Source organism: Streptomyces sp. SPB162, from assembly GCF_029504575.1.
Taxonomy (GTDB): domain Bacteria; phylum Actinomycetota; class Actinomycetes; order Streptomycetales; family Streptomycetaceae; genus Actinacidiphila.
In genome coordinates, this window is the sequence record NZ_JAQFII010000001.1 from 4220374 (window position 1) to 4243457 (window position 23084).

Below are 23084 nucleotides of genomic sequence, written 5' to 3' on the forward strand. Positions count from 1 at the left end.
TGAGTCGAGCCGCTCAGCCGGCAGAACGCGCGCGGCGACTCGCGACGGGTCTCACGACGGAACTCGCCCGCGTCACCGACGTGTTGGGCAGATCCCGCCTCTACCGCCGGTCGTCGATTGCCCCCGAAACAGCGCAGAGACAGACAAAAATTCATGCGGTTTGGCGTTGGACCGAACCCATGTGTGATTGTGAGCGTCATTGTCTGTGAGCACCGTGGGAGCAGTCGGCGGCCGGGAGGCAGCCACTCCGGTGGCGCCTTCAGGGGGAGCTTTGACCCATCACCCACCGGTGGCCGGCGGTGACCGACAGCGCGGTCCCAGTCCACGGGGACGTCGGAGCGAGGCCGCGCGGCGGCGGCGCCGTGCCCAGCGGCGCGTGCGGCTGCTGCTGACCTTCACCGCACTGGCCGTGCTGGTCGGCGGTGCCGCCGCGTGGTGGAGCGGCGGTTCCCACGACGCGGTGGACGCTTCCGCCACGGCCTCGCCGCCCGGCTCGTCCTCCCCGGCGCCCGCCGTGTCCGAGGACGTGTCGCCGAGCACGGGGTCCAAGACCCCCACGACACCCGCGTCGCCCAGCTCGACGAAGGGCACGGACAAGCAGGCCTCCGTGCCGAAGTCGGGGCCCGGAACCTTCAAGGCGGGCAAGGGCAAGGGCAGCGGCTCCACGGTCGGCAAGGGCACCATCCTCACCTACCGGGTCCAGGTGGAGGACGGCATCCAGATCTCCGCCGACCAGGCGGTGGACGAGGTGGCGAAGATCCTCGCGGACCCCCGCAGCTGGACCCGCGACGGCAAGCACGGCTTCCGCCAGGTGTCGTCCGGCACCGCGGACCTCGTCATCCGGATAGCGACCCCGGACACCGCGGACTCGCTCTGCCTGGCGGCCATCCACATGGACACCGGGAACGAGCTGAACTGCGAGGTCCCCGGCGGCGTCGTGGTGAACCTGCGGCGGTGGATCCTGGGCTCGCCGACGTTCACCGGCCCCATATCCGACTACCGTGCCCTGATCATCAACCATGAGGTCGGCCACAGCCTCGGCCACGGCCATGAGGGCTGCCCCGGTCCCGGCAAGCTCGCGCCCGCGATGATGCAGCAGATCAAGGGCCTCAACGGCTGCAAACCGAACGCCTGGCCGTACGACCGTCAGGGGCACTACATCAGCGGCCCGTCCGTCACCTGAGCCCTTGCCGAATCACCGCCCTCGACAGATGATCTCGGCGTGGCCCGGCGACCCCGGGCCGAGATCCTGAAGGGAACGGATATGTCCGAAACACCAGCCGAGGGTCCGGAGACCCCGAACCTCGACTTCCAGGGCACCACCCCTTACGAGGACTACGTTCAGGCGGATGTCCTCACCCATCTTCAGCACACCCTCTCCGACGATCCCGGCGAGATGGTCTTCCTGGTCGCCACCCAGGTCATGGAGCTGTGGTTCACCGTCCTCGTTCACGAGTGGCACACCGCGGGGCAGGCGCTCCGCGAGGACGACATCCCGACGGCCATGGCGGCCCTCAAGCGCAGCACCTACGAGCTCGAGTCGCTCAACGCCTCCTGGAAGCCGCTCGCGCACCTCACCCCCGGTCAGTTCAACTCCTACCGCAGCGCTCTGGGGGAGGGCTCCGGATTCCAGTCGGCGATGTACCGGCGGCTGGAGTTCCTGCTCGGCGACAAGTCGGCGTCCATGCTCGTCCCGCACCGCGGCTCGCCGCGGGTGTACGCCGAGCTGGAGAAGGCCCTGCACGAGCCGAGCCTCTACGACGAGGTGCTCGGCCTGCTGCAGCGGCGCGGCCACGACATCCCCGCCAAGCTCCTCGAACGCGACCTCTCGCTGCGCTACGAGCCCGACCCGGCCGTCGAGCGGGCCTGGCAGCGGATCTACTCCGCCTCCGGGACCACTGGCGAATCCGCTGCCGGTGACGCCGACCTGCTGCGGCTGGGCGAGGCGCTGACCGAGGTCGCCGAGCTGGTCTGGCGCTGGCGCAACGACCACCTGGTGGCGACCCGGCGCGCGATGGGCGCCAAGACGGGCACCGGCGGCTCCGCGGGCGTGGCGTGGCTGGAGAAACGTGCCGCCAAGAACGTCTTCCCCGAGCTTTGGACGGCGCGCAGCCATGTCTGACGACGCGCTGCGGGAGAGGGCCGAGCTGCGGGAGAGGGCCGGGCGGCTCGACGCCGCCGACGGGCTCGCGAAGATCCGGGACCGGTTCACCCTCGACGAGACCGTCTACCTGGACGGCAACTCCCTGGGCGCCCTCCCGACCACGGTCGCGCCGCGGCTGCGCGACGTGATCGAGCGCGAATGGGGCAGTCTGCGCATCCGCTCCTGGGACGAGAGCGGCTGGTGGACGGCGCCCGAGCGGATCGGGGACCGCATAGGCGCGCTGATAGGCGCGGCTCCCGGCCAGGTCGTCGCCGGCGACTCCACCAGCGTCAACGTCTTCAAAGCGGTCGTGGCCGCGGTCCGGATGGCGGGGGAGGACCGCACCGAGATCCTCGTGGACGCCGCGACCTTCCCGACCGACGGCTACCTCGCCGAGTCGGCGGCGAGGATGACCGGCCGTACCGTCCGGGCCGTCGAAGCCGGGGCCATGGCGGACGCCATGGGCGACCGCACCGCCGTCGTCCTCGTCAACCACGTCGACTACCGGACCGGGCGGCTGCACGACCTGCCCGGTACGACGGCCGCCGCCCACGCGGCGGGCGCCCTGGTCGTCTGGGACCTGTGCCACAGCGCGGGCGCGCTGCCGGTCGACCTCGACGCGCACGGGGTGGACCTCGCCGTCGGCTGCTCGTACAAGTACCTCAACGGCGGCCCCGGCGCGCCCGCGTATCTGTACGTACGGCGCGATCTGCAGCCGCGCTTCGACTCGCCGCTGCCGGGCTGGAACTCGCACGCCGACCCCTTCGGCATGAGCTCCGACTACAGCCCCGCGGAAGGCTCCGTCCGCGGCCGCGTCGGCACCCCGGACATCCTGTCGCTGCTCGCCCTCGACGCTGCGCTCGACGTCTGGGACGGTGTCGCCATCGCGGACGTACGGGCCAAGAGCCTGGAGCTGACGGACTTCTTCCTCGCATGCGTCGAGCGGTACGTGCCGTCCGGCCGGGTCTCGTCCGTCACGCCCGCCGCGCACGAACAGCGCGGCAGCCAGGTCGCGCTGCGCTGCGACGACGCGGGCGAGGTCATGCGCCGGTTGACCGCCCGCGGCGTCGTGGGCGACTACCGGCGCCCCGACGTCCTGCGCTTCGGCTTCACCCCGCTCTACACGCGGTTCGCCGACGCGGAGCAGGCCGCCCGGGTCCTCGCCGACGTGCTCCGCGAGGTTGACGAGGAAGCCGGAGCGAAGCCCGGCGCGGAGACCGGGGGAGCCGACGGCGAAGCCGGCGCACCGTCCGGCCACGAAACCGGTGAAGGGAACCGATAACCGATGCCCGCCTCCACGCCCGAGCACGCCACCCCCCGCGCGCCGTCCCCGGCCGGCCTCCGCCGGGCGGAGGCCGCCGCTCAGCGTGCGGAGGCGGAGGAGGCGTCGGCCTTCGCGCACCCGGCCGTCCCCCCGGACGCGACCGCGGCCTACGGCGAACTTCCCGACCAGATCGCCGACTTCTACCGGCCGCGGTCGGCACCCGGGATTCCGGTGCGGCCCGCGCCGCTCGTCATCGTCCTGCACGGCGGTGCCTGGCGCGCCCGCTACGACCGCGAGCACATCTCGCCGTTCGCCGCCCACCTCGCCGGCCGCGGCTTCGCCGTGGCGTCGGTGGAGTACCGGCGCGGCGGCGAGGAACCGCCGGCCGGCGGCGACGGCAGCGCCCACCCACGCGAGGACACCCCTCCCGCGGGCCGCTGGCCGGACACCCTCGACGACGTCGCCGCCGCCGTGGACGCCCTGCCCGCGCTCGCGGTGCGGACGCTGGGCGCGGACACCGTGGACCCCCGGCGCGTCGTCCTCACCGGGCACAGCGCGGGCGGCCACCTGGCGCTGTGGGCCGCCGCCCGCAACGTCCTTCCATCCGATTCCCCCTGGCATCGCCCCTCGCCTCCCCCGTTGCGCGGAGTCGTCGCCCTCGCGCCGGTCGCGGACTTCGCGTCCGCGATCCGGCTGCGGGTGTGCTCCGACGCCGTCGTGCAGTTCCTCGGCGGACCCGAGCACGTCACGGCGCGGCTGCCCCACGCCGATCCCGCCGTGCTGCTGCCCACCGGTATCGCTACAACCATCGTGCAGGGCACCACTGACAACGTGGTTCCGCCGCAGGTCGCGAGGGCTTTCGCGGACGCCGCGGCACTGGCGGGCGAGGAGGTCGTCGAGGCGGTGTTGGACGGCGTCGGACACTTCCCGCTGATCGACCCGGCCGCCGCCGCGTGCGCCGTCGTCGTCGAGGAGATCGCGCAACTCGCCTGGTAGCCGGCGGTGCCGGGGCCGCCTCGGCGGCCCTCCGGCGGACCCGTGTAGTCCTTGAGACGGACGCCCGGAGATCGGCTGCGGTGTGGACGACGCGCCCGCGGCGGCTGCCTAGTGTGTGAACGTGACCGACACCGACCAGACCACGCTGCGGACCGAGCTCCGTATAGCCCGGAGCGCGCTGAAGGGGCTGCGTGACGACCTGGTCACCGACGCCTTCGCCTTCCGGCCGATGCCGCCGCGCTCCATCGGCGGCCCGATCGTGCGCCGACTCCCCGAGCGGCTCCGCGAGTCCGCGCGCTGGCTGCCGCACGCCCGCCTGGCGGCCTTCGCCTGCTTCCTCATGCTGGTGGGCTACCTGCACGAGAGCGACGGGGGCGGGGCGGCACTGGCCACCGCCCTCCTCACCGGGATTCCGCTCGTGACCGTGCTCTTCCGGCCGATCGGCGGCTGGTGGCTGTCGTTCGGCGCCGCCTTCCTCTCCGGTGCAGCGGCCGGTGAGTTCTCGCAGTGGCCGTGGTCGGCCACCGGATTCGTCTCCCACCTGGTGGTGATGGCGGTCGTCGCGAAGCGCACCCGGCCGCGGGTGGCCGCGGAGATGTGGCTGCTGACGGTGCTCCTGGGCGCCGTGTTCGCGTTCACGACACCCGAGCGGGCCTCGGACTCCTTCGCCATGGCGCTCGCGTCGTTCTTCGTGCTGCTCGTCGTGGTGCTGGCCAAGGGCTGGCGCGAGACGCAGGCGAAGGTCGACGAGCAGGTGGCGGTCACCGAGGTCGAGCGCTCGCGCCGGACCGTCCTGGAGGAGCGCACGACGATCGCCCGCGAGCTGCACGACGTCGTCGCGCACCACATGTCCGTCATCGCGATCCAGGCGGAGGCGGCGCCCTACCGCGTCGACGACCCGCCGGCCGAACTGACCCGCAGCTTCGCGATCATCCGGGAGAACGCGGTGGCCGCCCTCACGGAGCTGCGCCGCGTCCTGGGCGTCGTACGGGCCGACGATCCCGACGCCTTCGCCGACAGCGCCCCCGAGGCGCCGCAGCCCACCCTCGCCAACCTCGACTCGCTCCTGGCGAACGTCAGGGACACGGGCGCGGACGTCGACAAGGTGGTGACGGGCGCCGTCCGGACGCTGCCGCAGGGCGTGGAGCTCTCCGCGTACCGGATCGTCCAGGAGGGGCTCAGCAACGCGCTGCGGCACGCTCCGGGCGCCGCCACCCGCGTCGAGATCGGCTATGTCCTCGGCGGCCTCGGCCTGCGGGTCGTCAACGGCCCGGCCACCGGGGAGGTCCGGCCGTCCCACGGAGCGGGCCATGGGGTGCTGGGCATGCGGGAAAGGGTGTCGATGCTGGGCGGCGAGATGACGGCGGAGCCCACCGCCGAAGGCGGCTACGAGGTGACGGTCTTCATCCCGGTGGCCGCGGACCCGAAACCGGAACCGGCGAACCGGAAGCCGGAACCGCCCGAACCCCAGCCGGGACCGAAACAGGAGCCGCAGCGGAAGCCGTGGCCGCTGGTCAAGTCCACCGGGGAACCCGCATGACGATCCGGGTGCTGATCGTCGACGACCAGATGATGGTCCGGGAAGGCTTCTCCGTCCTGCTCAACGCGCAGCCCGACATCGAGGTCGTGGGCGAGGCGGTGGACGGCAGGGAGGCCATCGCCCAGGTGGCCGCGCTCCGCCCCGACGTCGTCCTGATGGACATCCGGATGCCCGAGGTCAACGGCCTGGAGGCGACCCGCGAGATCGTCGCCGCCGACGCGGACGCCAAGGTCCTCGTCCTGACCACCTTCGATCTGGACGAGTACGTCTACCAGGCGCTGCGCGCCGGAGCCAGTGGCTTCCTGCTCAAGGACGCCTCGGCGCGGCAGCTGGGGGACGCCGTACGGATCGTGGCCGCCGGCGAGGCGCTGCTCGCCCCGGCCGTCACCAAGCGGTTGATCGCCGAGTTCTCCCGGCTCGGTACGCCCAGGCCGCCGGCCCAGGACCGCGTCGGCGATCTCACCGACCGCGAGACGGAGGTCCTCGTCCTGGTCGCCCAGGGCCGGTCGAACGCCGAGATCGCCTCGCACCTCGTCGTCGCCGAGTCCACGGTCAAGACCCACGTCAGCCGGGTCCTGGTCAAGCTCGGACTCCGGGACCGCACTCAGGCGGCTGTCTTCGCCTACGAGGCCCGTCTGGTGACCCCGGGGGGCTGACAGGCGGAATGGGCGCCTCCGCGGGCCATGGGCCCGGCAGAGGGCGCTCCAGGCGCCCTCAGGACGTACCGAAGGCCCCGCCCCCCGTGAGGGGCGGGGCCTTCGGTATGCGGTGGGACGGCGGAGGGACCGGGTCCGTCAGCGGCTGCGCTTGGCGAGCCGCTCGACGTCGAGCAGGATCACCGCACGCGCCTCCAGACGGAGCCAGCCGCGGCCGGCGAAGTCGGCGAGCGCCTTGTTGACGGTCTCGCGCGAGGCGCCGACGAGCTGGGCCAGCTCCTCCTGCGTGAGGTCGTGCACCACGTGGATGCCCTCTTCGGACTGCACGCCGAAGCGGCGCGACAGGTCGAGGAGCGCCTTCGCGACACGGCCGGGCACGTCCGAGAAGACCAGGTCGGACATGACGTCGTTGGTGCGCCGCAGCCGACGCGCGACAGCGCGCAGCAGCGCGGTCGCGACCTCGGGCCGGGCGTTCAGCCAGGGCTGCAGGTCGCCGTGGCCCAGGGCGAGGAGCTTGAGCTCCGTCAGCGCCGTGGCCGTGGCGGTCCGGGGGCCGGGATCGAAGAGCGACAGCTCGCCGATCAGCTCGCCGGGGCCGATGACGGCGAGCATGTTCTCGCGGCCGTCGGGGGAGGTGCGGTGCAGCTTCACCTTGCCCTCGGTGACGACGTAGAGCCGGTCCCCGGGGTCTCCCTCGTGGAACAGCGCGTCGCCACGCGCGAGCGTGACCTCGGTCATCGAGGCGCGCAGTTCAGCGGCCTGCTCATCATCGAGCGCCGCAAAAAGCGCCGCGCGCCGCAGAACGTCGTCCACGAGCTCTCTCCTTGTCGACATCGCCGGATGATCCCCCGTGATGCCCGCTGGCAAAACAGTGCGATCAATCACAAGTCTGTCTTATGTATCGCCGAGCACGTGCCCCGGGGGTCCGATTGGGGGTCGGTTCCTGGTGGCCACGGCCGGATGTCGGTGCCGAGGCTTAGGCTGGCCGGGTGTCTGATACGCCGAGTTCGCAGAATAAACGGCAGGGTGTGACGGCCAAGCGAGTGACCCGAACCCCTGATTCCGCTGTGAGCGAACAAGCTTCGCTCAAGCCCGCCAAAAAGCCGGAATCGAGAATCGCACTGGTCCGCCGGGCGCGGCGGATCAACCGCGAGCTCGCCGAGCTCTACCCCTACGCCCACCCCGAACTCGACTTCGAGAACCCGTTCCAGCTGCTCGTCGCGACGGTCCTGTCCGCCCAGACCACCGACCTGCGGGTGAACCAGACGACCCCCGCGCTCTTCGTCGCCTATCCGACGCCCGAGGACATGGCGGCGGCCGAGCCGGAGCGGCTGGAGGAGCTGATCCGGCCCACCGGGTTCTTCCGCGCCAAGGCGAAGTCGCTGCTGGGACTGTCGGCGGCGCTGCGCGACCGGTACGACGGCGAGGTGCCGGGCCGGCTGCAGGACCTGGTCACGCTGCCGGGAGTGGGCCGCAAGACGGCGAACGTCGTCCTGGGGAACGCGTTCGGGGTCCCCGGCATCACCGTCGACACCCACTTCGGCCGGCTGTCGCGCCGCTTCGGCTGGACCGCGTCCGAGGACCCGGAGAAGGTCGAGCAGGAGGTCGGCGAGCTCTTCCCGAAGAGCGAGTGGACGATGCTGTCGCACCGGGTGGTCTTCCACGGCCGCCGTACCTGCCACTCCCGCAGACCCGCCTGCGGCGCCTGCCCGATCGCCCCGCTCTGCCCGTCGTACGGCGAGGGTGAGACGGATCCGGAGAAGGCGAAGAAGCTGCTGAAGTACGAGCTGGGCGGTGCCCCCGGGCAGCGTCTGCGGCCGCCGGCCGACTACCCGGGCGAACCGGCGCCGCCCCTGGGCGCCCCGGCCGCCGCCACCGACACGACGCAGGGGAGCGCATGACGACGACGCGGGGCGGCGAGGCGGCCGTGTCGATCCAAGGGCTGCCCCAGTGGCTGCAGCCGGTGGCCCGTGCCGCGGGAGACGTGCTCCCCGAGCAGCTCAGCCGGTTTCTGCCGCCCCCGTCCGGCCGGGGCCGGCAGTCGGCCGTGCTGATCCTCTTCGGCGAGGGCGAGCACGGTCGCGACCTGCTGCTGATGGAGCGGGCGAGCTCGCTGAGGTCGCACGCGGGCCAGCCGTCGTTCCCCGGCGGCGCCCTCGACCCCGAGGACGGCGATCCCGAGGGCGACGGCCCGCTGCGCGCGGCCCTGCGCGAGGCGGAGGAGGAGACCGGTCTCGACCCGTCCGGGGTGCAGATCTTCGGTGTGCTGCCGCGGTTGTACATCCCGGTCAGTGAATTCGTCGTCACGCCGGTGCTCGGCTGGTGGCGCACTCCCAGCCCGGTCGGCGCCGTCGACCAGGCCGAGACCGCCCGGGTCTTCCGGGTCCCCGTCGCTGATCTCGCCGACCCCGCGAACCGGGCGACGATGACGCATCCCAGCGGCTTCCGCGGCCCGGCGTTCCTGGTCGAGGGCGCGGTGGTCTGGGGGTTCACAGCCGGTCTGATCGACAGGATTCTGCACTTCGCGGGCTGGGAGGAGCCCTGGGACCGGGGCAGGACGGTGCCGCTCGCATAGAACGGCATGAGACCGTGTGCTCGTGCTGTGTCTTCCCGGGGGGCAGCCCCGGGAGTCCCGGCCGTTGCCCCGGTCGAGCTGGACCGTCCTCGCGAGGTCAACCTAGATGAACGTGCTGGACTTGTTGCTGTTGCTCGCCGCCGTGTGGTTCGCCGTGGTCGGGTACCGCCAGGGATTCGTCGTCGGCGTCATGTCGGTGATCGGTTTCCTGGGCGGCGGTCTGGCAGCCGTCTACCTGCTCCCCATGATCTGGGACAAGGTCACCGACGACTCCTCGCCCGGGTCCGTGGCCGTGGTGATCGCCGTCGTCGTGGTGATCGTCTGCGCCTCGGTCGGCCAGGCGTGCACCACCCATCTGGGCAACAAACTGCGCACCCGCATCACGTGGTCCCCGGCCCGCGCGCTGGACGCGGGCGGCGGCGTGCTCGTCAACGTCGCCGCGATGCTCCTCGTCGCCTGGCTGATCGGCTCCGCGCTCGCCACCACGGCCCTGCCGACGATAGGGCGCGAGGTGCGCTCCTCGAAGGTGCTGCTCGGCGTCTCCCGCGTCATCCCGCAGCAGGCGGACAACTGGTTCACCGACTTCAGCTCCACGCTCGCGCAGAACGGCCTCCCGCAGGTCTTCAGCCCCTTCGGCAGCGAACCGATCACCTCGGTGCCCGAGCCGGACCCCAGGCTCGCGAGCAGCGCGGTCGTCAACCAGGCCCGCCGGAGCATCGTGAAGGTCGTCGGCACCGCGCCCAGCTGCGGCAAGGTGCTGGAGGGCACCGGCTTCGTCTTCGCCAAGGACCGGGTGATGACCAACGCCCACGTCGTCGGCGGGGTCAGCGAGCCCACCGTGCAGATCGGCGGCGAGGGCCGGCTCTACGATGCCCGCGTCGTCCTCTACGACTGGCAGCGCGACATCGCCGTCCTGGAGGTGCCCGCGCTCGACGCGCCCGCGCTGAACTTCACGACGGGCGACGCGCACAGCCGCGACGACGCGATCGTGGCGGGCTTCCCGGAGAACGGCGGCTTCGACGTCCGGGCCGCCCGGGTGCGCGGGCGCATCCAGGCGAACGGTCCGGACATCTACCACCGGGGCACCGTGCACCGCGACGTGTACTCGCTGTTCACGAAGGTGCGCCAGGGCAACTCCGGTGGGCCGCTGCTCACCCCGGACGGCAGGGTGGCAGGCGTCATCTTCGCCAAGTCCCTCGACGACGCGGACACCGGCTACGCGCTGACCGCGGACGAGATCCGTGACGACATCACCGCCGGCCGCACGGCCGACCGCCAGGTCGACAGCCAGGGCTGCGCCCTCTAGTGCTCTGGCCGGAAAGGTTCACCGGTTCGCGACGCCCGGCACGGCACTTCTCCCCCAGCTACCGCTGGGGGTGCCCCCAGTTGTCGGAGTCGTCCGAGTACGCCCGGTACGAGGACGACCCTCCGCCTTGCGACGCACCGCACCTGACGCCGCGCGCTGATCCACCAGGGATTACGGGACAGCCCTTAGTCGCTGCGGGGATGCCGCAGGCGCGCGCCCACCCAGCGGGCGCGCCGCTGCAGAATGCGCGGGATACCGATCTGGTGCTCCCCCTCGGGGAGTACGGCCGCAGGCGTCGCGCGGTTGACAGCTGCGACGAAGGTGCGGCGGTTGCGTTCTACATCACGGTAGTCGTGCGTCCAACCCATACGGAGCTACGTGCCCGCGCCTCAAGGTCGGTAATCGTGCGGCGCTCTGCCAATTGGCCTATGCGTCCGGCATTTGGCTGATCGTCAGACAGTCGTACCGGAGTGTCCATCGCGCTGACGGACCGTCCGACCACCGGGCGACCCCTGCTACCGGTCCGGCTCGGGGTCCTTCAGCCAGTTGATCAGCTCGGTCGAGAACGCGACGGGGTCCTCCTCGTGCGGGAAGTGCCCCAGTCCGTCGAAGAGCCGCCAGCGGTACGGCGCCTCCACGTACTCACCGCTGCCCGCCGCGCTGTGGATGCGCACGGCGGAGTCCAGCGAGCCGTGCAGGTGCAGCGTCGGGACCCGCACCGGACGCTTCATGCGCCGGTTGAACTGGATGCCGTCGGGGCGGGCCATCGAGCGGACCATCCAGCGGTACGGCTCCACGGCGCAGTGCGCCGTGGAGGGGATCTGCATCGCCCGCCGGTAGACGTCGACCGTCTCCTCGTCCGGTAGCAGCGGCCCCGACCAGTCCCGGATCAGCCGTCCGACCATCGCGGACTCGTCCGCGACCAGCTGCCGCTCCGGCAGCCACGGCCGCTGGAAACCCCAGATATAGGAGCCGGCCGCGCTCTGCTTCATGTCGGTGAGCATCGCCGTGCGCCAGCGCCGGGGGTGCGGCATCGAGCAGACCGCCAGCCGGCGCACCAGCTTCGGCCGCATCACCGCCGCGGTCCAGGCCAGGTAGCCGCCGATGTCGTGGCCGACCAGGGCGGCGTCCGGCTCACCGAGCGAGCGGATCACCCCGGTCACGTCCAGCGCGAGGTTGGCGGGGTCGTAGCCGCGCGGCGTGCGGTCACTGCCGCCGACCCCGCGCAGGTCCATCGCGACCGCGCGGAACCCCGCGTCGGCGAGCGCCGTCAGCTGGTGCCGCCAACTCCACCAGAACTGCGGGAAGCCGTGCAGCAGCAGCACCAGCGGGCCGTCGCCGGCCTCGGCGATGTGGAATCGCGCGCCGTTCGCGGCGACATCCCGGTGCGTCCAGGGCCCCTCGAGCCGTGCGACCGAGGAATGAGCAGCGACCGTCATGGAGCTGAGCGTGTCACACCTTGAGGTCCTCCGTGCCACCGGACTCCAGGGGGCGCGGATGCGGCTTGACGCTCTGGAGTACGGCTGCCGTCTGCTTGGCCGAGGCGATGCTGCGCTCCGGCTTCTTGACCTTCTTGAACTTCGCGCGCGCGAACACCCCGAGGATGAGGGCGATCACCACGTACGCGCCGCCGACGATCAGGAACGACCACGCCAGGCCCAGCCCGAGGGCGTGGATGCCGTACGCCGCCGCCATGCTGAACATCGGCAGCGCGAAGAACGCCAGGACCGCGGCCCCCGCGATCGCGCCGCTCCCAAGGCCGACCTTCTTGACGTCCTCCCGCAGCTCTGCCTTGGCGAGGGCGATCTCGTCGTGCACCAGGGCGGACATCTCCGCCGTGGCGGAGGCGAACAGCTGCCCGAGACTGCGGCTCGCGCCCTCGGTCTGCTCCACTGCGCTCATCGCATCCTCCGTCGGTATCCGTCATGCCCGGCTACCTGGTGGTAGGGACTGTTACCCACAGATCATGCCTCAGTCCCCGTCGCCCGCGCCTTCGACCCGGGCCAGTTCGGCGAGCCTGCGGTGTTCGACGGCCCTCCGCTCCAGGATCTCCGCCATCCGCAGGTGGTATTCCGGCTTGTCCTGCTCGTAGATGTCCGGGATGCCGTCCCCGTCCTCGTCGCGCTCCTCCTCGTCGCACATCGCCCGGTACTTGTTGTTGCGGAGCCGGAGCAGGACGCCCGCGATGACGGCCGCGATCAGGGAGCCGATCAGGACGGCGGCCTTGACCTCGTCGGCCAGCGCGGGGTCCTCGTCGAAGGCGAGTTCGCCGATCAGCAGCGACACGGTGAAGCCGATCCCGGCCAGCGAGGCGACGGCGAGCACGTCCGGCCATCTGAGGTCCGGATTGAGCTCCGCACGGGTGAACCGGGCCGCGAGCCAGGTGCCCCCGAACACACCGACGGTCTTGCCCGCGACCAGGCCGAGGACGACGCCGAGCGTCTCGGGCTGCGAGAAGACGTCGGCGAAAGCGCTGCCCGAGACGGCGACGCCCGCCGAGAACAGCGCGAACAGCGGTACCGCCAGGCCGGCGGAGACGGGGCGTACGAGGTGCTCGACGTGCTCGCCGGGGGAGTGCGTTTCGCCGTCCCGGCGGGAGCAGCGCAGCATCAGCCCCATGGCGACGCCCGCGATCGTGGCGTGCACGCCGCTGTTGTACATCAGCCCCCAGATGGCCAGGGCCAGCGGCAGATAGATGTACCAACCGCGCACTTCCGCGCGGAGCAGCAGCCAGAACAGCAGCAGTCCGAGCGCCGCGCAGCCGAGGGCCACGAAGTTGATCGACGAGGTGAAGAAGACCGCGATGATCAGGATCGCGAAGAGGTCGTCGACGACGGCGAGCGTCAGCAGGAAGGCGCGCAGCGCGGACGGCAGCGACGTGCCGATGACCGCGAGGACGGCCAGCGCGAACGCGATGTCGGTGGCGGTCGGGACCGCCCAGCCGTCCAGCGCGCCGCCGCCGACGGTGTTGACCACCAGGTAGACGAGGGCGGGCACGGCCATGCCGCACAGGGCGGCGATGACCGGGAGCGCCGCCGCGGACGGCGTCCGCAGCTCGCCGGCGACCAGCTCGCGCTTGAGCTCGATCCCGGCGACGAAGAAGAAGACGGCGAGCAGGCCGTCGGCCGCCCAGTGCTGCACCGACAGGTCCAGCCCGAGGGAGGACGGGCCGAAGTGGAACTCCCTGACCGTCTCGTAGGTCTCGTGCGCGGGGGTGTTGGCCCAGATCAGCGCGGCGACCGCGGCCAAGAGCAACAGGAGGCCGCCGACGGTCTCGGTGCGCAGTGCGTCGGCGACGAAGGTCCGCTCGGGGAGGGACAGCCGTCCGAGGAAGGACCGCCCGGTCGCGGGTCGCTCGGATACGGGCCGCCCGGTCGCGGGGCGCTCGGGTGCGGGTCGCTCGGTCACGAGTGGAAGGCCTCCGGTCGGTTGGTCGTCCACTGGACGTGACTGACTCCGTTGCCGACCAGACTTCCCGGCGCACCTTTTGTACTGTCGCGTCACTGTCGTGTCACTGACGCGGGGACCAGCCTATCGGCTCGTGCGCCGGGGCATCCGGTGTTCTACACATTAAGGGCAAAAGGGGCTCCCGGCATGACGCCGGAAGCCCCTCTTCGAGCCATCGGTGGCTCCCGCTCGGTCAGTCCTCGCTGCTCGCGCCCGGCAGGTTGGTCTGGATCAGGTCCATCACCGAGGAGTCGGTGAGGGTGGTGACGTCGCCGAGTTCCCTGTTCTCCGCGACGTCGCGGAGGAGTCGGCGCATGATCTTGCCGGAGCGGGTTTTGGGGAGTTCGCTGACGATGAGGATGCGCTTGGGCTTGGCGATGGGGCCGAGGGTTTTGCCGACGTGGTCGCGCAGCTCGGCGACGAGGGTGTCGGAGTCGGTGGCGGTGCCGCGCAGGATGACGAACGCAACGATGGCCTGGCCGGTGGTGGCGTCGGCGGCGCCGACGACGGCGGACTCGGCGACCTTGGGGTGCGAGACGAGTGCGGACTCGACCTCGGTGGTGGAGATGTTGTGGCCGGAGACCAGCATGACGTCGTCGACTCGGCCCAGCAGCCAGATGTCGCCGTCGTCGTCCTTCTTGGCGCCGTCACCGGCGAAGTAGCGGCCGGGGAAGCGGGACCAGTAGGTGTCGATGTAGCGCTGGTCGTCGCCCCAGATGGTGCGCAGCATCGAGGGCCAGGGCTCGGTGAGTACCAGGTAGCCGCCGGAGCCGTCGGGGACCTCGTTGGCCTCGTCGTCCACGACGGTGGCGGCGATGCCGGGCAGGGCGCGCTGGGCGGAGCCGGGTTTGGTGGTGGTGGCGCCGGGCAATGGGCTGATCATCATCGCGCCGGTCTCGGTCTGCCACCAGGTGTCCACGATCGGGCAGCGGTTCGCGCCGATGTGCTCGCGGTACCACATCCACGCTTCGGGGTTGATCGGCTCACCCACACTGCCCAGCACCCGCAGCGAGGACAGGTCGAACTTGGCGGGGATGTCGTCGCCCCACTTCATGAACGTGCGGATCGCGGTCGGCGCGGTGTAGAGGATCGTGACGCCGTACTTTTGGATGATCTCCCAGAAGCGGCCCTGATGGGGGGTGTCGGGGGTGCCTTCGTAGATGACCTGGGTGGCGCCGTTGGCGAGCGGCCCGTAGACGATGTAGGAGTGGCCGGTGACCCAGCCGATGTCGGCGGTGCACCAGTAGACGTCCGACTCGGGCTTGAGGTCGAACACCGCGTGGTGGGTGTAGGCGGTCTGGGTGAGGTAGCCGCCCGAGGTGTGCAGGATGCCCTTGGGCTTGCCCGTGGTGCCGCTGGTGTAGAGGATGAACAGCGGGTGCTCGGCGTCGAAGGCCTGCGGGGTGTGCTCGGGCGACTGACGGGTGACGATGTCGTGCCACCACACGTCACGACCTTCGGTGAACGCCGTCTCCTGGCCGGTGCGGCGCACCACCAGCACGTGCTCGACGGTCGGGCACTTGGCGACGGCTTCGTCGATGGCGGGCTTGAGCGCGGAGGGCTTGCCGCGCCGGTAACCGCCGTCGGACGTGATGACGAGCTTGGCGTCGGCGTCCTGGATACGGGAGGCGACCGCGTCGGCGGAGAACCCGCCGAAGACCACGGAGTGCGCGGCGCCGACCCGGGCGCAGGCCAGCATCGCGATCACGGCTTCGGGAATCATCGGCAGGTACACCGCGACCCGGTCACCGGCCGCCACTCCCAGCTCCAGCAGCGCGTTCGCGGCCCGGCTGACCTCGTCCTTGAGCTCCGCGTAGGTCAGGCTGCGGCTGTCACCGGGCTCGCCCTCGAAGTGAATCGCGACCCGGTCGCCGCGGCCGGCTTCGACGTGCCGGTCGACGCAGTTGTACGCCACGTTCAGCTTGCCGTCGGCGAACCACTTCGCGAACGGCGGGTTCGACCAGTCCAGCGTCTGGGTCGGCTCGACCTCCCAGCTCAGCCGGCGCGCCTGCTCGGCCCAGAAGGCCGGGCGGTCGGACTCGGCCCGCGCGTACGCCTCTGCGGTGACGTTGGCGGACGCGGCCAGCTCGGCCGGCGGAGCGAAGCGCCGCTCCTCCTTCAACAGATTGGCCAGGCTCTCGTTGCTGCTCACGCCAACTCCTTGTCAGACTGTCCCAGATGTCCCGGCCATAGCTCATCAGGCCGCGGGCGCGATGACAAGAGTCGCAGGATAATTGGTTTAGACCTGTAGCGTGAGCGGCCCGGATGGAGGCCGTGCGGCGTGGCGTCCTCACGCTGCCGTGCCGCACAGCCCCCGGCCCGTGTCAGACCGCGTCCAGCACCTCCGGGTGCACCGCCGAGAACGCTCCCGTGGCGTGGTCCAGGACGTACGCCTGGGCCTCGGCGACATGGAAGTACATGCCCTGGAGCTGTAGTTTCCCCTCCGCGTAGCGGCGAGCCACGCACGGGTGGTCCAGCAGGTGCTCCAGCTGCTGCACCACGTTGGCCAGGCTCAGCCGCTCCAGGTCGTCGGTCGGCGCCCGGTCCGTCAGTCCGGGGCCCCCGCGCGCCAGCCGCTCCAGGCTCGGCCGCCCGTGCCGCAGCCAGCGGGCCAGCGGGGTCTGGGCGCCGGGCGGGTGGTCGCTGCCGAGCAGCGCCTGCATGGCGCCGCAGCCGGAGTGCCCGCAGACCGTGATACTGCCGACCTGCAGTACGTCCACCGCGTACTCGACGGCCGCGGCCACCGAGTCGCAGGAACCGTCGGAACCGGGCGGCGGCATCAGATTCCCGATGTTGCGCACGGTGAAGAGGTCACCGGGCCCGCTTGAGGTGATCATGCTGGTCACCAGCCGGGAGTCCGCGCAGGTCAGGAAGAGCTGGGTGGGCCGCTGGCCCTCCCTCGCCAACCGCGCCAGCTCGTCGCGCACCAGGGGCGCGGTGTGGCGCTGGAAGTTGCTGACGCCCCCGATCAGCTGGCTGCCCGCGGGCGCCGTTACGGTGGCGGGGCTCGGCCGGGTGCAGTGGTGGTTGCGCCACGGCGTCCAGGGCCGGCAGGCGTGCGCGCTCCCCGGCTCGCTGACCGTCCGTCCGGTGCGGTCGGCGAGAACGGCGCTGCCGCCGCGGGCACGGTGCCGGGCGCACCACGACTGCAGGGCCTCGTACGCCGCATGGTCCATGAACGAACCGTCCAGTTCCACGACGGCGTGCGCCCCGTCCGGCACCTGGGCGAAGGCCCGGGTGAGCCGGGGCACCGCGAGGAACGTCAACTGGCCGTGGGCGCGAACCCGGTAGCCGTCCGCTTCCTCGAGGACGGTGATGCGGGTGCGGGTGAGGCGGCGCAGCGAGGTGAAGGCCGCTACCGCGATGCCGGCCACCACGCCCTCCAGAACGCCGAGGAGCACGACCCCGCCGATGGTGGCCACGTACACCGGGAACTCCCGGTGCCGCCGCACGTGTTTGATGTGGGCGAAACTCACCATTTTCACGCCGACGAGCAGCACCAGGACGGCGAGGGCGGCGAGCGGGATCAGGTCCAGCACGCCGGCCAGCAGGCCGGCGCACAGCACCACCCACACTCCGTGCAGGACGGTGGACCAGCGCGTCACGGCGCCGGCTCGGATGTTCGCCGAGCTGCGCATCGCCCCGCCGGCCACCGGCAGGCCGCCGAGCAGCCCGGAGACCACGTTCGACGCGCCCTGGCCGAGCAGCTCGCGGTCGAGACGCGCGGGTCTGGCCCGCCGGTCCGGGTTCTCGGACTGCATCTTGTCGAGCGCGACCGCGGACAACAGCGATTCCATGCTCGCGACGAGGGTGACGGTGACGACCGCGGCGAGCAGGCCTGGCCACGGCCCCTCCGGGAGCCGGGGCGGCCCCGGAGTGCCCCATGAGGGCAGATCCACACGCGGCACGGTCAGCGCGAGACCCGCGGCCGTGGCGGCGGCGACCGCCGCCAGCGCCGCCGGGACCGCACGCAGCGCGCGCAGGGCTCTGTTCGTGGAGTTCCTGCCGGGCAGCCGGGGCCAGCCGACGAGGACGACGGCGGTGAGTGCGCCGATCCCCAGCGTGGCCGGGCTGGTGGCCGCCAACTGCCGTGGCAGCGCGCCGAGGTTGGCCAGGGCGGACCCCTGAGCGGTGCCGCCGAGGATGACGTGCAACTGCCCGACGGCGATGGACACCCCGATCCCGGCGAGCATGCCGTGCACGATGGCAGGGCTGACCACGAGCGCCGCCCGTGCCACTCGCAGGGCACCGAGGGCGGCCTGCGCGAGGCCGGCGAGCACGGTGATGGCGCAGGTGGTGCGCCACCCGTAGCGCTGGACGAGTTCGGCGATGACGACCACGAGGCTGGTGGCAGCCCCGCTGACCTGCAACGGGGCCCCGCCGAGCAGCCCGGCGACGATACCGCCGACGGCTGCGGCGACGAGGCCGGACTGGAGGGGCGCACCGGTGGTGAGGGCGATGCCGAGCGACAGCGGCACGGCGATCAGAAAGACAGTGATCGAGGGCGGACAGATCGGACCTGTGAGGCGTCTGCATGGTTCCCGTCTCCTTCAGGGCGGCGGGACGTGGTAACCGTACGTAACTGTATGGCTACGCTCAAGGGTCGGTAAAAGGAGAGTAATGCGGATATACGGATCGGTGAAGTCCGTAGATCCACTAGGGCGGAGATTTGCTCCTATCGAGTGAATCGAGAAGGTATTTGGCCGGTCGTGCTGACCAAATCGCGCGAACATGTCAGTTTTTGCTATCAAATCCCTGCTCGCCCCGTTGGATCGAGGTTCGTATGCATTTCCTGCGGAAGACCGCGGCCCTGGCCGCCGTAACCGCGCTGGTATTCGGCGCGGTGGCTTGTTCCGGCGGTTCGAGCGGGTCGGGAGGAACGGGGCAGAGCAGTCGGCAGCACGACGGTCCCGCCGCCGCCGTGCAGAGACCGCCGGCACGGGTGATGAAGCTGATCGGCGACGGCTCCACCGCCGAGACCGGGGCGCAACCCGGCCAGCCGAGGTTCCAGCGGCTCGCGCCGGGCGAGAAGCCGCCGCAGTTCGTCGTCTTCTCCTGGGACGGCGCGGGAGAGGACAGCCAGAAGCTGTTCTCGCACTTCCGCGAGGTCGGCAAGGCGAACAAGGCGGCCATGACGTACTTCCTCAGCGGCGTCTACCTGCTGCCCGGGGACCGCAAGGAGGTCTACGACCCGCCGCGGCACCCGCGCGGCGCCTCCGACATCGGCTTCACCGACCGCAAGGAGATGACCGACACGCTGGAGCAGATCCGGCTGGCGTGGCAGGACGGCAGCGAGATCGGCACCCACTTCAACGGCCACTTCTGCGGGCCGAACGGCGGGGTCGGCACCTGGTCGTCCGAGGAGTGGAAGAGCGAGATCGAACAGGCCGAGGGCTTCGTCAAGAACTGGCGGACGAACAGCGGCCTCACCCAATTGGCGCCGCTGCCGTTCGACTACAGCAAGGAGCTGGTCGGCGGCCGCGCCCCCTGCCTGGAGGGCCAGCGGAACCTGATCCCGGCCGCCAAGGAGATGGGCTTCCGCTACGACGCCAGCTCGGTGGGCGGGCGGCAGGTCTGGCCGTCGCAGATCGACGGCGTCTGGGACTTCCCGCTGCAGGAGGTCCCGGTCCCCGGCCGCGCCTTCGAGACGCTGTCCATGGACTACAACTTCCTCGCCAACCAGTCCGGCACCACCAAGGGCGACCCGTCGATGCGCGAGTACTGGGGCCACCAGATGGAGAGCGGCCTGGCCGCCGCCTTCAACCGCGCCTACTCGGGCAACCGGGCGCCGATGTTCGTCGGCAACCACTTCGAGTCCTGGAACGGCGGCGTCTACATGAAGGCCGTCGAGTCCACGATCAGGTCGGTGTGCCGCAAGGACGGCGTGCGGTGCGTGTCGTTCAAGCAGATGGCGGACTGGATGGACGCGCAGGATCCGGCGGTGCTGGCGAAGCTGCGCAAGCTGGACGTCGGGCAGGCGCCGAAGGAAGGCTGGCCGGCCTTCCTCGCGGCACCCGCGGTCTCCGGGGGCCTCGGCGCCCGGACGGTCGGCGCCGGCTGCGAACGGCCCCGGGTCGAACGTCAGCTAGCCGACAGTGCGACGGCCGCGTCCATCGACCCGGCCTCACCGAGCACGAAGCCGGGGTCGACCTGGGATGCCAGGTCGGCGCCCGTCTTCGCGTTGCCCCAGCTCTCCGCGTTCTTCAGATGGAAGTGCACCATCTGGCGGGTGTAGCGGTCCCAGTCGCGCGCCTCGTACGAGGCGTCGGCCGTCTCGTGCATGGTCCGCAGCGCGTGGCGGTTGGCCTCCTCCAGCAACTCGAAGCTCGGCGGACGGCCCTTCTCCATCGCGCGCACCCATTCCGAGTGGCCGACGGTGGCCAGCAGGTCGTCCCCGGTCTCGTCGCGCAGGAACGCCAGGTCGTCGGCGCCCTGCACCTTGTTGCCGATGACGCGCAGCGCGACGCCGAAGTCCCGGGCGTACTCCTTGTACTGCCGGTAGACGGCGACGCCCTTACGGGTCGGCTCGGCGACCAGGAACGTCATGTCGAACCGGGTGAACATCCCGGAGGCGAACGAGTCGCTGCCCGCCGTCATGTCCACCACGACGTACTCGTCGCGGCCGTCGGTCAGGTGGTTCAGGCACAGCTCCACCGCTCCCACCTTGGAGTGGTAGCAGGCGACACCCAGGTCGGACTCGTTGAAGGGGCCGGTCGCCATCAACCGCACCCGCGCTCCGGCGTCCAGGGGGACGGTGCGGGCGCACGCGGCGTAGATCGGGTTCTCCTCCACCACCCGCAGCAGCCGCGAGCCGCTGCCCGGCGGAGTCGTCTTGATCATGGTCTCGGCTGAGGCGATCCGCGGGTTGGCACCCCGCAGGTACTCCTTGATCTCCGGCAGGTGGGCGCCCATCGCGGGGAACGCGGCGGCCTCCTCCTCGTCCAGGCCGAGGGCCGGTCCGAGGTGCTGGTTGATGTCCGCGTCGACGGCGACGACGGGCACACGGACGTCCGCGAGGTGGCGGATGAACAGGGAGGACAGCGTGGTCTTGCCGCTGCCGCCCTTTCCAACGAAAGCGATCTTCATGTTCGCCAAGAGTAGTCGAACATTTACGTGCAGTGACGATTTGGAGTGGGGAAGGCCACTCGATCGGGGTCTCTTGGCGCGTTCTGCTGTGCGTAGGGTCGTACTCATGGGTACGAACGCTGATCCGCTCGCCATCCTCGGTTCCCTGCCCGGCGTGTCCGACGCGGTGGACTCCGTACGGCAGTCCGTGGACAAGGTCTACGGCCACCGGGTGATGCGCCGCCGGTCCGAAGAGGTGACGTCCGAGGCGGCGCTGCGCGGAGCGCGCGGTTCCGCCGCACTGGCCGGTGCGGACTGGCCGCTGGAGGAGATGCGGCGGCGGAGCGACTTCTCCGCCGACCCCGAGGCGCGCACGGTGGGCGCGGCCCTGCGACTGACCGCCGAGGCCGGACAGCTGCTCAGCGTCTGGCGCCGGTCGCCGGTGCAGGCGCTGGCCCGGCTGCACCTGGTGGCGGCAGGCGGCGCCGCGCCGGACGACACGGTGGGCAGGCCGCGGCTGGCCGGCGAACCGGCCGAAGAGCCGCTGGTGGAACTTCCGCTTCCGGGCTCGGAAGAGGTGGCCGCCCGGCTCGACGGCCTGGCCGGACTGCTGCGCGCGGGGAGCGAGGCGCCCGCGCTGGTCGTCGGCGCGGTGGTGCACGGCGAGCTGCTGTCGCTGCGGCCCTTCGGCTCGTTCAACGGGCCGGTCGCGCGGGCGGCGGAGCGGATCGTGCTGATCGGCAGTGGACTCGACCCCAAGTCGATCTGTCCCGCCGAGGTGGGCCACGCCGAACTCGGGCGAGCCGACTACCTCAAGGCGTTGGAGGGCTACGCGTCCGGTACGCCCGAGGGTATGGCCGCGTGGATCGGGCACTGCGGGAAGGCGCTGGAACTCGGCGTGCGCGAGAGCGTCGCGGTGTGCGAGGCGCTGCAGCGCGGAGCGGCTTGACCCCTTGCGGAAAGGGTTGCGGCGGCACCCTGGGGGTGCCGCCGCCGGCATGTCCGTCGCGTTACCATGCGTGCTCGATTTTTTGCCGATCAGGTCAGGACTTTGCCCGTCACCTGGTACGGCTGGCCCGGTTAGCGGGTCGGCTGCGCGTGGGTGCCCGACTTCCATGCTTGGGTCCGTGGGGCCGAATACTCTGCGGTCTTCCTCTCGGAAATCCGTGGTCTCGCGGGCCTCTGAGTCCTTTCTACCGCTGCCACGGCTGAAGTGGAAGCCCTGAGCGCAGTTCTTTACTTTTGCGTCCAATCAGGACAAAAGTGACGGACGGCGTCGGCGGGCCGCGTACCAGACCAGTCCGGCGGTGGCCGCGGCCGCTCCGACCGCCGCCGCGGCGAGGACCGGACGGGGTGGCATCGACAGCGACGGGATCCGCTGGTTGAGCCGGACCGGCCGGTTGAAGGTGAGGATCGGCCACTCCTTGCCGGTCGCCTCCTTGCGCAGTCCGCGGTCCGGGTTCACCGCGTACGGGTGGCCGACGACCTCCAGCATGGGGATGTCGGTCACCGAGTCGCTGTACGCGTACGACCGTTCCAGGTCGTATCCCTCGGCCTCGGCGAGTTTCAGAATGGCCTCGGCCTTGGCCGGCCCGTAGACGTAGTGCTCGATCACTCCCGTGTAGCAGCCCTCCTCGGCGACCATCTGGGTGGCGATCACATGGTCGGCGCCGAGCATCCGGCCGATGGGTTCGACGACCTCGGCTCCCGAAGCGCTCACGATGACCACGTCGCGGCCGGCGGCGTGGTGCTCCTCGATGAGGGAGGCGGCCTCGTCGTAGATGATCGGGTCGATGAGGTCGTGCAGGGTCTCGGCCACGATTTCCCTGACCTGCTGCACGTTCCAGCCGCGGCACAGCTCGGAGAGGTACTTGCGCATCCCCTCCATCTGGTCGTGGTCGGCGCCGCCCACGAGGTACACGAACTGGGCGTAGGCGGTGCGCAGCACGGCCCGTCGATTGATCAGGCCGCCCTGGTAGAAGGATCTGCTGAAGGCGAGGGTGCTCGACTTGGCGATCACGGTCTTGTCGAGGTCGAAGAATGCTGCGGTGCGCGGGGACAGGTGGTTTTCCACGAGCACGAGCATAAGCAA

General features: G+C 71.1%; 19 protein-coding genes and 1 pseudogene. 11 read left to right on the plus strand and 9 right to left on the minus strand.

Annotated features, from left to right (window positions below):
- Nucleotides 1–376: 376 nt before the first annotated feature.
- The 6 genes from M2266_RS19315 (at nt 377) to M2266_RS19340 (ending at nt 6599) form a co-directional block, all read left to right on the plus strand.
- Complete coding sequence (locus tag M2266_RS19315; RefSeq protein WP_277439312.1) at nt 377–1183, plus strand: DUF3152 domain-containing protein; 807 nt, start codon at nt 377–379, stop codon at nt 1181–1183.
- 81 nt (nt 1184–1264) lie between these two features.
- A complete protein-coding gene (locus tag M2266_RS19320) occupies nt 1265–2122 on the plus strand; it encodes a tryptophan 2,3-dioxygenase family protein (protein WP_277439313.1) in 858 nt (285 codons plus the stop codon).
- Nucleotides 2115–3425 carry a kynureninase gene (gene kynU / locus M2266_RS19325; protein WP_277439314.1) on the plus strand — a complete coding sequence of 437 codons (1311 nt, stop codon included), beginning with the start codon at nt 2115–2117 and terminating at the stop codon, nt 3423–3425. The genes M2266_RS19320 and kynU overlap by 8 nt, the downstream gene beginning before the upstream one ends.
- Before the next feature lie 3 nt (nt 3426–3428).
- Entirely contained in the window at nt 3429–4403 is a 975-nt protein-coding gene (locus tag M2266_RS19330) for an alpha/beta hydrolase (RefSeq protein ID WP_277439315.1), read from the plus strand.
- Between the two features lie 121 nt (nt 4404–4524).
- Entirely contained in the window at nt 4525–5943 is a 1419-nt protein-coding gene (locus tag M2266_RS19335; protein ID WP_277439316.1) for a histidine kinase, read from the plus strand.
- The gene (locus M2266_RS19340) at nt 5940–6599 is read left to right on the plus strand and encodes a response regulator transcription factor (RefSeq protein ID WP_277439317.1); all 660 of its coding nucleotides are present in this window, start codon (nt 5940–5942) and stop codon (nt 6597–6599) included. Before M2266_RS19335 ends, M2266_RS19340 begins: the two co-directional genes overlap by 4 nt.
- 138 nt (nt 6600–6737) lie before the next feature.
- On the opposite strand, the gene M2266_RS19345 is transcribed toward M2266_RS19340, so the two are convergent.
- Nucleotides 6738–7412 carry a Crp/Fnr family transcriptional regulator gene (locus tag M2266_RS19345; RefSeq protein WP_138357072.1) on the minus strand — a complete coding sequence of 225 codons (675 nt, stop codon included), beginning with the start codon at nt 7410–7412 and terminating at the stop codon, nt 6738–6740.
- 254 nt (nt 7413–7666) lie between these two features.
- On the opposite strand from M2266_RS19345, the gene nth reads away from it, so the two are divergent.
- The 3 genes from nth (at nt 7667) to M2266_RS19360 (ending at nt 10480) form a co-directional block, all read left to right on the plus strand.
- Complete coding sequence (gene nth, locus M2266_RS19350; protein ID WP_346780911.1) at nt 7667–8500, plus strand: endonuclease III; 834 nt, start codon at nt 7667–7669, stop codon at nt 8498–8500.
- Nucleotides 8497–9174, plus strand: coding sequence for a CoA pyrophosphatase (locus M2266_RS19355; RefSeq protein ID WP_277439319.1), 678 nt, complete (start codon nt 8497–8499; stop codon nt 9172–9174). The genes nth and M2266_RS19355 overlap by 4 nt, the downstream gene beginning before the upstream one ends.
- 106 nt (nt 9175–9280) lie before the next feature.
- The gene (locus tag M2266_RS19360) at nt 9281–10480 is read left to right on the plus strand and encodes a MarP family serine protease (protein WP_277439320.1); all 1200 of its coding nucleotides are present in this window, start codon (nt 9281–9283) and stop codon (nt 10478–10480) included.
- Nucleotides 10481–10665: 185 nt separating this feature from the next.
- Here the strand turns inward: M2266_RS19360 and M2266_RS19365 are convergent, their stop codons facing one another.
- The 6 genes from M2266_RS19365 to M2266_RS19390 form a co-directional block, all read right to left on the minus strand.
- Nucleotides 10666–10848, minus strand: a complete 183-nt coding sequence (locus M2266_RS19365; RefSeq protein WP_269268931.1) for a hypothetical protein — start codon at nt 10846–10848, stop codon at nt 10666–10668.
- Nucleotides 10849–10995: 147 nt separating this feature from the next.
- On the minus strand, nt 10996–11919 hold the full coding sequence (locus M2266_RS19370) for an alpha/beta hydrolase (RefSeq protein ID WP_277439321.1): 924 nt from the start codon (nt 11917–11919) through the stop codon (nt 10996–10998).
- A gap of 13 nt (nt 11920–11932) precedes the next feature.
- Nucleotides 11933–12382 (minus strand): phage holin family protein, encoded by a 450-nt coding sequence (locus M2266_RS19375; RefSeq protein WP_277439322.1) that lies wholly within the window; start codon nt 12380–12382, stop codon nt 11933–11935.
- Nucleotides 12383–12451: 69 nt separating this feature from the next.
- The gene (nhaA, locus tag M2266_RS19380) at nt 12452–13801 is read right to left on the minus strand and encodes a Na+/H+ antiporter NhaA (RefSeq protein ID WP_277441270.1); all 1350 of its coding nucleotides are present in this window, start codon (nt 13799–13801) and stop codon (nt 12452–12454) included.
- Nucleotides 13802–14120: 319 nt separating this feature from the next.
- A complete protein-coding gene (gene acs / locus M2266_RS19385) occupies nt 14121–16079 on the minus strand; it encodes an acetate--CoA ligase (RefSeq protein ID WP_277439323.1) in 1959 nt (652 codons plus the stop codon).
- Nucleotides 16080–16251: 172 nt separating this feature from the next.
- Nucleotides 16252–18405: a SulP family inorganic anion transporter gene (locus M2266_RS19390; protein WP_277439324.1), complete on the minus strand. Its 2154-nt coding sequence runs from the start codon at nt 18403–18405 to the stop codon at nt 16252–16254.
- A 305-nt stretch (nt 18406–18710) separates the two neighbouring features.
- On the opposite strand from M2266_RS19390, the pseudogene M2266_RS19395 reads away from it, so the two are divergent.
- Nucleotides 18711–19940, plus strand: a pseudogene (locus M2266_RS19395) (hypothetical protein); the annotation flags it as partial.
- A 68-nt stretch (nt 19941–20008) separates the two neighbouring features.
- Here M2266_RS19395 and M2266_RS19400 read toward each other — a convergent pair.
- A complete protein-coding gene (locus M2266_RS19400; RefSeq protein WP_346780912.1) occupies nt 20009–21013 on the minus strand; it encodes an ATP-binding protein in 1005 nt (334 codons plus the stop codon).
- A 106-nt stretch (nt 21014–21119) separates the two neighbouring features.
- Here M2266_RS19400 and M2266_RS19405 point away from each other — a divergent pair, with 106 nt between their 5' ends.
- Nucleotides 21120–21941, plus strand: coding sequence for an oxidoreductase (locus M2266_RS19405; RefSeq protein ID WP_277439326.1), 822 nt, complete (start codon nt 21120–21122; stop codon nt 21939–21941).
- 303 nt (nt 21942–22244) lie between these two features.
- On the opposite strand, the gene M2266_RS19410 is transcribed toward M2266_RS19405, so the two are convergent.
- Nucleotides 22245–23078: an HAD family hydrolase gene (locus M2266_RS19410; RefSeq protein WP_277439327.1), complete on the minus strand. Its 834-nt coding sequence runs from the start codon at nt 23076–23078 to the stop codon at nt 22245–22247.
- Between the last annotated feature and the right edge of the window lie 6 nt (nt 23079–23084).